General features: G+C 42.2%; 15 protein-coding genes. 4 read left to right on the forward strand and 11 right to left on the reverse strand.

Going from position 1 to position 12,535, the window contains the following annotated elements; genetic code table 11:
- Window positions 1–43: 43 nt before the first annotated feature.
- The 4 genes from ACO067_RS21910 to ACO067_RS21925 form a co-directional block, all read right to left on the reverse strand.
- Window positions 44–613, reverse strand: a complete 570-nt coding sequence (locus ACO067_RS21910; RefSeq protein WP_421878218.1) for a hypothetical protein — start codon at window positions 611–613, stop codon at window positions 44–46.
- Between the two features lies 1 nt (window position 614).
- A complete protein-coding gene (locus tag ACO067_RS21915) occupies window positions 615–839 on the reverse strand; it encodes a PLDc N-terminal domain-containing protein (protein WP_421878220.1) in 225 nt (74 codons plus the stop codon).
- Window positions 840–953: 114 nt separating this feature from the next.
- Complete coding sequence (groL, locus tag ACO067_RS21920; protein ID WP_421878222.1) at window positions 954–2,591, reverse strand: chaperonin GroEL; 1,638 nt, start codon at window positions 2,589–2,591, stop codon at window positions 954–956.
- 38 nt (window positions 2,592–2,629) lie between these two features.
- Complete coding sequence (locus ACO067_RS21925; protein ID WP_421878224.1) at window positions 2,630–2,908, reverse strand: co-chaperone GroES; 279 nt, start codon at window positions 2,906–2,908, stop codon at window positions 2,630–2,632.
- A 216-nt stretch (window positions 2,909–3,124) separates the two neighbouring features.
- Here ACO067_RS21925 and ACO067_RS21930 point away from each other — a divergent pair, with 216 nt between their 5' ends.
- Window positions 3,125–3,844: a hypothetical protein gene (locus ACO067_RS21930; protein ID WP_421878226.1), complete on the forward strand. Its 720-nt coding sequence runs from the start codon at window positions 3,125–3,127 to the stop codon at window positions 3,842–3,844.
- Here the strand turns inward: ACO067_RS21930 and secG are convergent.
- From secG to ACO067_RS21960, 6 genes are all read right to left on the reverse strand, one after another.
- The gene (gene secG, locus ACO067_RS21935; RefSeq protein ID WP_421878228.1) at window positions 3,834–4,208 is read right to left on the reverse strand and encodes a preprotein translocase subunit SecG; all 375 of its coding nucleotides are present in this window, start codon (window positions 4,206–4,208) and stop codon (window positions 3,834–3,836) included. The two genes, ACO067_RS21930 and secG, sit on opposite strands and share 11 nt — an antisense overlap.
- Window position 4,209: 1 nt before the next feature.
- Window positions 4,210–5,571 (reverse strand): tetratricopeptide repeat protein, encoded by a 1,362-nt coding sequence (locus ACO067_RS21940; RefSeq protein ID WP_421878230.1) that lies wholly within the window; start codon window positions 5,569–5,571, stop codon window positions 4,210–4,212.
- A 38-nt stretch (window positions 5,572–5,609) separates the two neighbouring features.
- Entirely contained in the window at window positions 5,610–6,134 is a 525-nt protein-coding gene (gene lptE / locus ACO067_RS21945; RefSeq protein ID WP_421878232.1) for an LPS assembly lipoprotein LptE, read from the reverse strand.
- Window positions 6,115–7,413 carry a sigma-54 interaction domain-containing protein gene (locus tag ACO067_RS21950; RefSeq protein ID WP_421878234.1) on the reverse strand — a complete coding sequence of 433 codons (1,299 nt, stop codon included), beginning with the start codon at window positions 7,411–7,413 and terminating at the stop codon, window positions 6,115–6,117. Before ACO067_RS21950 ends, lptE begins: the two co-directional genes overlap by 20 nt.
- Complete coding sequence (gene miaB, locus ACO067_RS21955) at window positions 7,414–8,877, reverse strand: tRNA (N6-isopentenyl adenosine(37)-C2)-methylthiotransferase MiaB (RefSeq protein ID WP_421878236.1); 1,464 nt, start codon at window positions 8,875–8,877, stop codon at window positions 7,414–7,416. It lies immediately after the preceding gene.
- A gap of 76 nt (window positions 8,878–8,953) precedes the next feature.
- The gene (locus tag ACO067_RS21960; protein WP_421878238.1) at window positions 8,954–9,691 is read right to left on the reverse strand and encodes a YceI family protein; all 738 of its coding nucleotides are present in this window, start codon (window positions 9,689–9,691) and stop codon (window positions 8,954–8,956) included.
- A gap of 169 nt (window positions 9,692–9,860) precedes the next feature.
- Here ACO067_RS21960 and ACO067_RS21965 point away from each other — a divergent pair, with 169 nt between their 5' ends.
- Genes ACO067_RS21965 through ACO067_RS21975 form a run of 3 tightly spaced genes read left to right on the forward strand, consistent with a single transcriptional unit; the run spans window position 9,861 to window position 11,243 of the window.
- Window positions 9,861–10,379: a gamma carbonic anhydrase family protein gene (locus ACO067_RS21965; protein ID WP_421878240.1), complete on the forward strand. Its 519-nt coding sequence runs from the start codon at window positions 9,861–9,863 to the stop codon at window positions 10,377–10,379.
- Window positions 10,369–10,896, forward strand: coding sequence for a DinB family protein (locus ACO067_RS21970; RefSeq protein WP_421878242.1), 528 nt, complete (start codon window positions 10,369–10,371; stop codon window positions 10,894–10,896). Before ACO067_RS21965 ends, ACO067_RS21970 begins: the two co-directional genes overlap by 11 nt.
- Complete coding sequence (locus tag ACO067_RS21975; protein WP_421878244.1) at window positions 10,893–11,243, forward strand: phage holin family protein; 351 nt, start codon at window positions 10,893–10,895, stop codon at window positions 11,241–11,243. Before ACO067_RS21970 ends, ACO067_RS21975 begins: the two co-directional genes overlap by 4 nt.
- 357 nt (window positions 11,244–11,600) lie before the next feature.
- On the opposite strand, the gene ACO067_RS21980 is transcribed toward ACO067_RS21975, so the two are convergent.
- A complete protein-coding gene (locus ACO067_RS21980) occupies window positions 11,601–12,527 on the reverse strand; it encodes a type IX secretion system membrane protein PorP/SprF (RefSeq protein WP_421878246.1) in 927 nt (308 codons plus the stop codon).
- Window positions 12,528–12,535: the final 8 nt, after the last annotated feature.

Genomic DNA, 12,535 nt, shown 5'->3' on the forward strand with positions numbered 1-12,535 from the left:
ATGGTTTGTCTGAAGGGTGAAGGTAAACTGATAAAATGGCTAGCTACTTAGTATCATACTTTTCCAGAAAATCAAGATACTTGGATTGCAATTCGTTGGCACTTGGGTTCATGACATTGAGGCTATAGTAAAAAGATAAAGCTGTGTTGTAAGGAGGTACTTCGTCCATTCGGGTAATGTGTTCAGTAAGGTTCTGGTAAAAAGATGATGTGAAGTCTGTATAAAATTCTTGGGTATGATAGATTTCTGCAGCAAACAACAAAGATTCCTGATCTAGGTAATTGACGGCATTATTGTTCAACGCAATGCTCCAGGCTGAGGCATTGAGTAGTTCAAAAGAATAATTGAAAGATACGTTATTCACCTCGCCCGGGCCAAGCTGTACCAGCGAATCTATGTAGTCATAGAATGCTTGATTAGCTGAGAGTGTGCTGTCTATCTTGGCATAGTTTGTTCTGCATTCAAGAAGAATGGACTCTTTGATGAGTTTTGCCTCTGATCTGGTATCTAATGATTGTTTGTAAGAGTTCAATCCCAATGCCAAAAGCACAGCGAATACCACAGAAAGAAATTCTATGGACAACTGACCAAAGGGTATTTTTTGGAACTTCATTTCAGGCTATTCTATTCTTGCTCCCCATGACAAAATAAAGGACAGTACCAATAAATGGTAATAATACTACCAGAAGGATCCAGAGCACCTTTTCATTATTGTCTCGAAACTCGCCTTTGATGATATCAATGATCGTCCAGATCCAAATGGCAAACAGAAACATGCCGACAAGTAGCATTCCGACCATCAAGAGTCCTCCAGGCATGCCAAAAAGCAAATTAGTCATAGCGGTATTTTGTGTTAATTCATATCTAAGTTAGCTTAGAATGACAGGAAATAAAAAACCCTGACGATCCGCCAGTCGGCGGATGTCAGGGTTGAATATATTGATAGGAATTAATTACATCATTCCACCCATGCCACCTGGCATGCCACCACCCATAGCTGGAGCACCAGCTTCTTCTTCTGGATGATCAGCTACTACACATTCGGTAGTCAATAGGAGTGAAGCAATTGATGCAGCGTTCTCCAATGCCAAACGTGTCACTTTAGTAGGGTCAATAATACCTGCTTTGAACATGTTCACATATTCACCAGTAGCAGCATTGAATCCATAGTCATCTTTTCCGCCAAGAACAGCATTTACAACTACTGAAGGCTCGCCACCAGCATTGCTTACGATCGTTCTGAGAGGAGCCTGGATCGCATTGTACACGATCTTCACACCTGTGTTTTGATCGTTGTTAGCCAGTTCCAGGTTCTCGATGGATTTCAGTGCTCTGATCAAAGCTACTCCACCACCTGCTACGATACCTTCCTGTACTGCAGCTCTTGTAGCGTGAAGCGCATCATCTACACGGTCTTTCTTCTCTTTCATCTCTACTTCTGTAGCTGCTCCTATGTAAAGGATAGCAACACCACCAGAAAGCTTAGCAAGTCTTTCTTGTAGTTTTTCTTTGTCGTAATCAGAAGTAGTGTTTTCGATTTGTTGCTTGATTTGGTTTACACGAGCTTGGATATCTTCTGCTTTGCCAGCACCATTTACGATAGTGGTGTTGTCTTTGTCGATATTGATTTTCTCTGCAGTACCCAAGTAGTCAAGAGTAGCATTTTCTAGTTTGTAACCTCTTTCTTCAGAGATTACAGTACCTCCAGTGAGGATAGCGATATCCTCAAGCATTGCTTTTCTTCTGTCACCAAATCCTGGAGCTTTTACTGCAGCGATTTTCAGAGATCCTCTGATTTTGTTGACTACCAAAGTAGCAAGAGCTTCACCTTCTACATCTTCAGAGATGATTACCAAAGGCTTACCTGTCTGAGCAGTTGCTTCAAGGATAGGAAGCAATTCCTTCATGTTAGAAACCTTCTTGTCATAAATCAAGATGTATGGGTTTTCCAACTCAGCTTCCATTTTCTCAGTGTTAGTTACAAAGTAAGGAGAAAGGTAACCTCTGTCAAACTGCATACCTTCTACAGTCTTCACTTCAGTTTCAGTACCTTTTGCCTCTTCTACAGTGATTACACCATCTTTGCCTACTTTGTCCATGGCGTCAGCGATCATTTTACCGATCTCTGCGTCGTTGTTGGCAGATACAGAAGCTACCTGAGAGATTTCCTCAGAAGTGCTGATGTCCTTTGATTGAGATTTTAGGTTTTTAACTACCTCAGCTACTGCTTTGTCGATACCTCTTTTGAGGTCCATTGGGTTAGCTCCAGCAGCTACGTTTTTGATTCCGTGTCCGAAGATCGCCTGAGTCAATACCGTAGCAGTAGTAGTACCATCACCAGCGTCATCAGCTGTTTTAGATGCTACTTCCTTCACTAGTTGAGCGCCCATGTTTTCGATAGGCTCTTTTAGCTCAATTTCTTTCGCCACAGAAACACCATCTTTTGTTACCGTAGGTGCACCAAATTTCTTGTCAAGAATTACGTTTCTTCCTTTAGGTCCAAGGGTCACTTTAACAGCGTCTGCAAGAATGTCAACACCTTTTTTGATGCTATCTCTCGCGTCAGTATCAAAGAAAATATCTTTAGCCATAGTTATATTCGTTTTGTGTTTTCTATTAATGGGTTAGATTATACGATTCCGTAAATGTCTGCCTCTTTCATGATCAAATACTCTTTACCATCGATGGAGATTTCAGTGCCAGAGTATTTTCCGTAAAGAACCTGGTCGCCAACTTTTACATTGATCGGCTCATCTTTCTTACCAGTACCAATAGCAACAACTTCGCCTCTCTGAGGCTTTTCCTTTGCTGTATCAGGAATGATGATCCCTGACGCAGTTTTCTCTTCAGCTGCCGCAGGTTCTACCAGAACTCTATCGGCTAGTGGTTTGAAATTAACTTTTGACATTTCTGTAATTATTTTATGGTTAGTTAATTTGAACTAAATGTTTAGCACGGGATAGAGCATTTAGTGTGCCAATACCGATTTGTGTCAGGTTTGTCAGAGTTGTGTCAGTGTTTTACTGCCAAAAATTCAGTTGCAAAAAAATAGGCTGTCATATAGTGTGACAGTTTGCCATTTTGAGAATTCAGTTTTAAATTTTAGTAGACAAAAACTGAGACTATGACAGATCTAAAGCATGACTGGCTTACTGAAGGGATGATTGATTACGAATACAAGAAATACATCCTTTTAGCCTATTTAAAGAACATAAGGGAGAAGTTTGATCTTGCTGAATTGTACCCGTTTCTCTCAGATCTTATTCTGCACTACAAAAATCTCATAAAAGTGAAGGAGAACAAGGAAGTGATCTATGAGAGTTTCCCAAAAAGTATTTCTAAAGCGGACTTTCAGAAGTTGCAGTTTACCTACAAGCGGATGATTAAAGATGACGAGCTAATGGATGAGTTGGAGTCCATCATTGCGTTTGCACTACCAAAGTTGGAAGAGGCTATCGGTTTGGGTAAAGAGCTGTTTGACCTAGTGGAGGAAAACATGGAAATGGAAATGATCGGTCTTACGCCTATCTATTCTAAGGAGGGGTATGTTTTGGTCAATCAGGATGCATCAAGAGACGTAGAGGTTTACAGATACCAAATGTCCGTGTTGGAGCATTCTAATGAGACGTTTAGAGCAATCAGTACTACCTATGTGGGTAATGACTTTCAGGATTTCAGTAGGTCCTATGAACAAATAAAGCTGGATCTGGCCAAACGCTTTTGGGAATTGCCGAATCCAGCTACATTTCTGGTAATTAGTAAGATGAAGTTTCCTTTGCCACAGACGGTACTGCCCGTGGCGAAAAGACTATTAGTCAGAAAACTAACTGAAATTAATTCGTAGAATCAGCTTCTGAAGGCTCTTCCAAGCCAAGATCATCCAATCCTTCGCTATCTCCGCTAGGAATGGCTTGTTGTGGCATAACAGACTGTTGTTGTGCATTCTCCAGGTTAGGAGAGGAGATGGTTTGTCCTGCTTCATCCCTCACTACAAAGTTGGTACTCATGGTTAGTACCAAAAGGGCAATTGCAAAACCCCATGTTAATTTCTCAAGGATATCTCCTGTTTTCTTCACGCCCATGATCTGCTGCGTGCCTGCTCCTCCAAATTGACTGGATAGTCCGCCACCTTTTGGGTTTTGTGCCAGTACTACCAGAATCAATAACAACGCTACAAGGATGATAACACTTACAATAACTGCGTACATTCTATCTCTCTTCGTTTATTTTTTTGATAATGTCCGCAAAGTAAACTGATTTTTCAGGAAAACGCACTATGAGCGCTTCATATATTTGAATGGCACGGTCATAACTGCCCTGTTCGAGGTAAATCTCCGCGAGGTATTCGGAGGCGATATCCGGATGCAGTTCGGTGCTGTGGTCTGAAAGATCTTCGGATGACACCTTCATTTTGGAGGCATCAGCAGGAGAGATGGATGGGTTTGTTTTGATGAAATTGGCAATAATGGATTCCTGATCCGCTTTTTTGGAGGGCGGGCTTTTCGTTTCACCTTTTTCTTTTTTGCCTTCGCTCTTATCTTCCTCTTTCTTATCAGAAGACTTAGATGATGTTTTAGCCTTACTGGTCTTTTTGGTTGAGGTGCTCCTGGCTTTCGTAGAAGTCTTTGAGTCGCTCGCTTTGTCCTTTACTTTGGATTTTTTTGCCGTAGATTTTTTCGTGCTTGACTTCTTCGATTTCGGCTTATCTTCTTTTTTCTTGTCTTTCTTTTCCTCCGACGAGTCTGGCTCAGCTTCTTTGGTAAGCTTTACTCGTCTTGCAGATCTGGATTGAGACGCCTTGATGGGTTTGTCTTCATTCCCAGGTTCCTCTGTTTCCTCTTTAGTTTCTTGCTCGGTAACAGGGGAGTCGTCCGCCTCTATAGCTTTACTTTTGACAGATTCTGGCTGCTCTTCTTTTGGTTCTGAAGATTCTTCCGTATTGGAGGTAGTTTTATCATCAGAGGAGCTCGAATCTTTAGAAGGTGCTTTTTTGGTCGCTTTTTCCACGGCATGGTCAACTGCCTCTTGTTCTGCCAGGTCGTTCTCTATTTGATCGAGCTTGGCTCTGTTCACCTTAAGTTCTTCCAGGTCGCGGTAGAGCTCTTCTATGATGTTGTCCAGGTCTGAAGGTACACTAGAGGGGAGGTGTTCAATTGCTTCGGATTTTTGCTCTGGAGCAGGGCGTTTGATTACCTGCTTTTTCGGTGGAGCTTTTTCTTCAGTGCCAGCTTGCTTCACTTTGGCACTAGCTACACGGCTGGTTTTGATGGTGTCTGTGATATCTCTTTCCAGCTCGGCTTCATGCGACTCATGAACCTGCAGTGGATTGAGAAAGATTAGTTGATCGTTGATATATCGTTTCAGTAAGGCCCTATCTGTAGCATAAACCGCCGCGGTGCTAATCAGACTGGCAGCTCTTTTAGACTTCATTTGCCTGCTTCCTTTAGCAAGTAGTGATCTTGCATTTTGGAAATAGGGATACTGCTCGATAAGACTGTCCAACTCCTTTAAGGATTGTTCGTCTAGCGATGATGGTGTTCTCAGATATTCAACAAATTTCTGTTTATTCACAGGAGGCGAGCGTTGATTAAATTCTAAATTAAAAAAAATTACCAATTTGCCACAGAGTCATTGAAGATATCGAGTATGATTTGATCAAAGATTTCTTCAACAAAAGCCTGCTCTTCGGAGGCGAGATCCGTATTATTCTGGTCATAATCCACGAAAAACGAGAATTTACGGTCAAAATCGAACTCATCATCCTTGGTGTTAATATAACTACAAGATACGGAAACGGTAATTCGGGAATTACTCGAAAAATCAGCATCACGGTTGTTTCCTGATGCACTAGCCGAAACAGGAGTGATCGTGTAGTCAGCAATGTAACCCTCCAGTTGAAGGTCGCCATTTTCATCTACCAGTGTCAGACTTGTGTTCTGTTGGTAGTAGTCTTTGATAGCTTCTGTAAACAAGACGCTCATATTGGAGGGACCCAAGGTGGCATTGTTGTAAAATGTACCAATAGAAATGGTCTTAACGTCTGGTGAAATAGAAGCTCCGGTAAACCCGTATACACCACATCCAGCTAAACCGACTAATCCAATCAGAACTCCACTAAATATTATCAATCTCATATTGCTTAATCTTTCGGTACAATGTTCTTTCGGAGATCCCCAGGTCTCTAGCGGCATACTTTCGCTTGTTGCTGTTCTTTTTCAGTGCCATGATGATCATCTCCTTTTCTTTTTTCTCCAGCGATAGGGAATCGTCATCTTCAGTTTCATGAGTGATGTCCTCTATTTCATAGTCCCGCTCTTCATCCCGGCTGTTGGACTCACGGTGTGACTCCAGCATGATTGGTTTGATGGGAGGCTGTTCTGGTTCTGAGTAGTCACTGCTATTCGTATTAGGAATCGAATCCACATCACTGAACAAACGCTGATGCTCAGACAAAATTTCACTTCTACTGGAATCTTCTGATAAGATCTGATGTATGAGCGTTTTCATTTCTGACATGTCTCGTTTCATGTCAAAAAGTACTTTATATAAAATATCTCGTTCGGAGAAGTTCTCTTTATCTTCTTGCTTATTGGCCAGAGCTGGTAAGTAAGAGGTTGTCTTCGGTAGGTAGTTGAGGAGTGTTTCAGCGGATATTTCACGATCCATTTCCAGTACACTCATTTGTTCTACCAGATTCTTTAACTGACGTATGTTGCCCGGGAAGCGAAACTTCATGAGCACTTCTTTTGCTTCATCATCGAGGACCACAGGTTTGGTACTATAGTTCTCTGAAAAATCGGCAGCAAATTTTCTAAATAATAAAACAACATCTTCACCTCGTTCTCTAAGAGCCGGCACGTGTATCGGCACCGTGTTCAATCGATAATAGAGATCTTCTCTAAACTTGTTCTTATCTATAGCGTCTGTCAAGTCCACATTTGTGGCAGCAATAACTCGCACATCCGTTTTTTGGACTTTGGACGATCCCACTTTTATAAATTCTCCATTTTCCAGTACCCGTAACAAGCGAGCCTGCGTACTGACCGGCATTTCGCCAATCTCATCGAGGAAGATGGTTCCGCCATTGGTTACTTCAAAATAACCTTTGCGGCTTTCGTGAGCTCCTGTGAAGGCTCCTTTCTCGTGACCAAATAGCTCCGAATCAATCGTTCCCTCGGGTATAGCCCCACAGTTGATAGCGATGAACTGGCCATGCTTGCGGTGGGAGAGGCTATGGATGATTTTGGAAAAAGACTCCTTACCTGCGCCACTCTCACCTGATATGAGCACGCTCATGTCGGTAGGAGCCACCTGCATGGCCACACGAATGGCATTGTTGAGCTTGGAGGAGTTTCCTACGATCCCAAACCGAAGCTTAACTGATTGTACTTCTGAATCTATTCTATAATTCATTTATGCTACTACTTCGCCAAAGAGCGTGGCTGCAGTGCAGTCATTGACTCTGACATTTATATATTGGCCTTTCTGGAAGTCGTTATTTTTGAAGATGACTACTTTGTTGGCACTGTTTCGTCCTTGCATGTCAGCTTTGGAGCGTTTGCTGTAGCCCTCTATAAGCACTTTGAAGGTTTTACCTATGTCACGTTTATTTCGCTCCAGTGAAAGATCTTGCTGCTTGGCGATGATCTCCTGAAGACGCTTTTTCTTCACCTCTAGTGGAATATCATCTTCATATTTTTTCGCGGCAAGCGTTCCTGGTCTTTCTGAGTAGAAAAACATGTAAGAAAAATCATACTTGACATAATCCATCAGTGTGAGAGTATCCTGATGCTCCTCTTCCGTTTCAGTACAGAAACCCGCAATCATGTCTGAGGAGATTCCACAGTCCTCACCTAAGATGTCACGAATAGCATCTACACGATTGATGTACCAGTCACGGTCGTAAGTCCTGTTCATTAGCTCCAGCACGCGAGAGTTTCCACTCTGTGCTGGTAGGTGGATGTATTTACAGATGTTCTCGAACTTCTTCATGGTATGAAGTACTTCATCGGTGATGTCTTTCGGGTGAGAAGTAGAAAACCGCACACGTAAATCAGGACTGACCTTGGCTACCATTTCGATAAGGTTTGCGAAATTCACTACCTCGTTTATTCCTTGCTTTTCCAGGCGTGCTTTATTGTTTTCTTCATCGGACCATTTGTAAGAATCTACGTTTTGACCGAGAAGAGTCACTTCCCGATAGCCTTTGTCAAACAAGTCTTGAGCCTCTTTTACGATAGAGTGAGGATCGCGTGAGCGCTCTCTTCCTCGGGTAAATGGTACCACGCAGAACGAGCACATGTTGTCACATCCACGCATGATGGAGATAAATGCGGTAACTCCATTTGAGTTTAACCGGACAGGGGAGATGTCTGCATACGTTTCCTCTCTGGAGAGAAACGTGTTCACACCTTTATGTCCATCTTCTGCTTGTTTAACCAGATTGGGCAAGTCTCTGTAAGCATCCGGACCTACTACCAGGTCCACGATCTTTTCTTCATCAAGTAACTTAGACTTTAAGCGCTCAGCCATACAACCTAGCACCCCAATAGTGATCTCTGGTTTGTCTGCTTTGATTTTGTTGAATTGCGTTAGACGCTTTCTTACGGTCAACTCAGCCTTCTCTCTAATGGAGCAGGTATTTAATAGGATCACATCGGCTTTTTCAAAGGATGAAGTGGTGTCATATCCTTCTTTTTCAAGAATGGATGTAACGATCTCACTGTCAGAGAAGTTCATCTGACATCCATAGCTCTCGATGTATAGCTTTCTCGCCTGGTCGTTTGACCCTTCTTTGGAAACTCTAACTCCACAGCTTTCCTCTTGCTTTTCCTCTTGTTGATCGAGGATTTCCAAGTCAGCGATAACCTCTGTCATAGTCTTTTTTTTATTCGGTTTGCAAAGATAAGATTCAATTCTAACAAGATGACATTATGTCAGTTTTATTGTCAGATTATTCGCTACGAACAGCTTCCAGGTTGAACCCGACATTTACCGTATTGTAAATAAACTTGTCTTTGGCCTTATCGATAGCTCGTGATTCGCTATTGTAGTTCAGGTTCCAGTCCGTCCGATCAATATTAAACTTCGCTTCAATAATCACTTTGGCTGGCCTAATGGTCACTTCAGCTGGGAAGGTAATGTTCTTGGTGGCGCCTCTCAGTGTGAGGTTGCCTGAAATCAGGTGGGTTGGTTCCTTGACCATAAACTCTTTGATGAGCGCCGGTGTATTTTCTGTAATGAACTCATCTTTTACTTCCAGTTTTGTGGAGTCATATGGTTCCAATCCAGTGACTTCAAATGTGCCAATTGGATAATTGGCAGCATCAAAGAAGTCATCAGAGAGCAAATGATCTGTGAGCTTTTGATATCCTTCCGAATCGGGCTTCAAGTCCATCACCCGAACAGAATTCAAGTCAATAGTCACCTGACCTCCCGCCAAACTATCACCTTGAATGGCTATTTGACCATTTTTAATGGCGATTATCCCATTGTGTTTACCTGTAGGTTTACTACCGATCCAGGTGATTATGGACATGACACTGTCTACAGGAATCCATTCGGCACTGTCTGTGATAATCAACCCAGTTTCAGCTTCTGTGGCATTGACACTGGTGCCTTCCTGTGAAGGGGTGCAAGAATAAATGAGCGCTGAACCAAAGAGGGCAAATACCAATAAATTTAATTGCATGAATTTGTTTTGTACGATTAGCTTTAAAAACCATTACCTTAACCCCGACAAAAAAATCCTCAAAAGAGGAGTGTTATGTCGCTTACCAATAGAATAGTTATTTGTTAGCTCAAATACTATTGATAGGTTAACGGACCGCAATTTATACCGTTTTAATTTTCATAAATAAATGGCATTAATAAAATCAGTAAGAGGATACACACCTAAGCAGGGAAAGGACTGCTGGCTGGCAGATAATGCGACAATCATAGGTGATGTGACGATGGGAGATAGCTGTACCGTATGGTTCAATGCAGTTGTGAGAGGAGATGTTAATTTTATCAAAATTGGCGATCGTACCAATATTCAAGACAATGCAACGATCCATGGCACGTTCGAAAAAGCACCAACGACCATTGGTAGTGACGTCTCCATAGGTCACAATGCAATTGTTCATGGATGTACCCTGGAGGATCAGGTGCTGATAGGAATGGGTGCCATGGTCATGGATGGTGCTGTGGTAAAAACAGGAGCTATTGTGGCGGCTGGGGCAGTAGTGCTGGAAGGGACTGTGGTGGAGGAAAATACCATTTATGCCGGAGTGCCAGCTAAAAGAGTAAAAACTGTAGAAGGCAAAAACCGGGAGATGCTCTTGCGGATAGCAGGTAATTATTTGAAATATGCTCAATGGTTCAAAGATGAAGATTAGTAGGCCACACCCATCAGAATATGGTCATTTTTATCGTGGCTATATAGATAAAGTAGCTGATCAGGACGTCCGTCAATTGCTTGATAAACAGCTAAATACTTATCAATCCATGATCAGCCATATTGATGAGGAACAAATGCACTATGCTTATACAGATGGCAAATGGACGGTGGCGCAAGTGCTGGGTCATATCAATGATACCGAACGTATAATGGCTTATCGAATCTTGAGGTTTAGCCGTCGGGATAAAACGGAATTACCGGGATTTGATGAAAATGAGTATGTGTTAAATGGTGATTTCAAAGAGGTGACAAAAGACTCATTTCTGGATGAATTCCTTCACTTACGAAAATCTAACCTGGTGCTGATTGATCGGTTGTCTGATGAAGTGTTAGCGTTTACGGGGGAGTCGAATGGTATGATCTTTTCGGTACGCGCTCTTATCCACATACTGGCAGGGCATCTCAAACATCATATGGATATTCTGGTTGAACGATATAAACTTAAGATACTATGAACTTTTTAATTCGGCTATTGCTGTCGGCACTGGCAGTAGTTATAGCTTCCTATTTGCTGCCAGGAGTAGAGGTGGATGGATTTTTTGCTGCAATTATTATTGCTGTAGTACTGTCGCTACTCAATTTTGTGGTTAAACCAATTCTGGTAATTCTGACAATTCCTCTGACTGTAGTAACTCTGGGACTGTTCTTGTTGGTAATCAACGCATTGATCATCCTGATGGCCGATTCCATCATCCCTGGTTTTTATGTAGATGGTTTCTGGTGGGCTTTGCTCTTCAGTTTGGTCATGTCTTTAACCAATGCCTTGCTGATTGATTTGAGCGGAGGGAAGGAGAAAAGGTAGTCGGTCTTTTGGTGAGTCGTTCTTTCGGTGAGTCGGTATTCGGTAGGTCGGGGACTGTAACAGTGACAGGTCAATAGTGATTGGTGATCAGTATTTTGTTGATTTCATTATAAGTGATCTGTTTAGGACGAGTCATTAAGGTCTTATCAGTCAGAATTTGAGACTCAGCGAGCATTTAGGTATCTGCCGTGAGCAACTCGAACTTGTTAGGAAACCACGAAAATTCCGCTGGACGTTTATGACTCTTGGGGTAGCATTTATGACTAGTGGGCAATTGTTGCCCCAAAGTGTAACCAGGACTCGACTGAAATTCTATAAATAATAGTCAGAAACCTGTATTGATTTGTCAAATGCGGATTAGAAGTACACCGGACACTCAGGATCTTTCTTGTAGTTTCTAAGCTTGATGCGGTAGTTGAGTAAGATCTCGTGAGAACCACTTGTTTCGGTAGTGATTTCACTGGCATTGGCATCATAGGCATAACCCACTCTGAAGTTTTCATTGAGGATGATCTGGCCAATGAAGGTAATATCTTTTGAGTTTCGGTAGCTGATACCCGCATAGGCTATCTGATCAAAAATGACCATGCCTGTAATGTCATAAGCAAATCGGTTAGACTCCTGAGCTCTTAGTAGGATAGAAGGACTCAGTTTGATTAGATCATTTATCGGAAAAATCACACCACCAGTGATGTAGTAATACCGACTTTCTCTTGAGTCGGCTGCTATACCATCAGCCTCATCTACAAGCAAAGTCTTGTTTTCTAAAATATAAGGAACGGAGAACCCTGCATACATGTGTGGATTAGCAAAGTAAATCCCGGTACCGAAGTTTGGGGTCATCCGGTTGTTAACGCCGGATAGTAACTGGTCATCCTGATCAAATACTGTTAATTCTGTAAAGTCTTGTTGGCGACTGTCAAATCCTCCTTGCAAACCCATCGCCAATATTCCAAAGCCAGTTTTGATTTTGTAGGCATAGCTACCATACACCGACACCGTTTCTGTTATTCCAATTTGATCACGGGTAGCCTGTAAGCCTACTCCAACTCTATTGGAATTAAATGAAGAATGTGCGGTGAATGCCTGAAATACAGGCGCGCCTTCAATGTTGATCCACTGCTCCCGATGCACTGCTATAACTGATAGTAAGTTTAGGCTTCCTGCATAGGCAGGGTTGGTCAATAAACCATTGAATGGATAAGTAGATGTTAATGGTCTCAGCTGGGCTGAGGCCATTAACACTGTACCTATCAAGGATATCGTCAATAAGAATTTTTTCATAACCTGTT

The sequence above is a fragment of the Marinoscillum sp. genome, from assembly GCF_965229915.1.
Lineage (GTDB): Bacteria > Bacteroidota > Bacteroidia > Cytophagales > Cyclobacteriaceae > Marinoscillum.

Coding starts and splice junctions, on each gene's coding strand:
- ACO067_RS21910 (WP_421878218.1), bottom strand. CDS start 613: ATGAAGTTCCAAAAAATACCCTTTGGTCAGTTGTCCATAGAATTTCTT.
- ACO067_RS21965 (WP_421878240.1), top strand. CDS start 9,861: ATGGCATTAATAAAATCAGTAAGAGGATACACACCTAAGCAGGGAAAG.
- ACO067_RS21960 (WP_421878238.1), bottom strand. CDS start 9,691: ATGCAATTAAATTTATTGGTATTTGCCCTCTTTGGTTCAGCGCTCATT.
- miaB (WP_421878236.1), bottom strand. CDS start 8,877: ATGACAGAGGTTATCGCTGACTTGGAAATCCTCGATCAACAAGAGGAA.
- ACO067_RS21950 (WP_421878234.1), bottom strand. CDS start 7,413: ATGAATTATAGAATAGATTCAGAAGTACAATCAGTTAAGCTTCGGTTT.
- ACO067_RS21915 (WP_421878220.1), bottom strand. CDS start 839: ATGACTAATTTGCTTTTTGGCATGCCTGGAGGACTCTTGATGGTCGGA.
- lptE (WP_421878232.1), bottom strand. CDS start 6,134: ATGAGATTGATAATATTTAGTGGAGTTCTGATTGGATTAGTCGGTTTA.
- groL (WP_421878222.1), bottom strand. CDS start 2,591: ATGGCTAAAGATATTTTCTTTGATACTGACGCGAGAGATAGCATCAAA.
- ACO067_RS21930 (WP_421878226.1), top strand. CDS start 3,125: ATGACAGATCTAAAGCATGACTGGCTTACTGAAGGGATGATTGATTAC.
- ACO067_RS21980 (WP_421878246.1), bottom strand. CDS start 12,527: ATGAAAAAATTCTTATTGACGATATCCTTGATAGGTACAGTGTTAATG.
- secG (WP_421878228.1), bottom strand. CDS start 4,208: ATGTACGCAGTTATTGTAAGTGTTATCATCCTTGTAGCGTTGTTATTG.
- ACO067_RS21970 (WP_421878242.1), top strand. CDS start 10,369: ATGAAGATTAGTAGGCCACACCCATCAGAATATGGTCATTTTTATCGT.
- ACO067_RS21925 (WP_421878224.1), bottom strand. CDS start 2,908: ATGTCAAAAGTTAATTTCAAACCACTAGCCGATAGAGTTCTGGTAGAA.
- ACO067_RS21975 (WP_421878244.1), top strand. CDS start 10,893: ATGAACTTTTTAATTCGGCTATTGCTGTCGGCACTGGCAGTAGTTATA.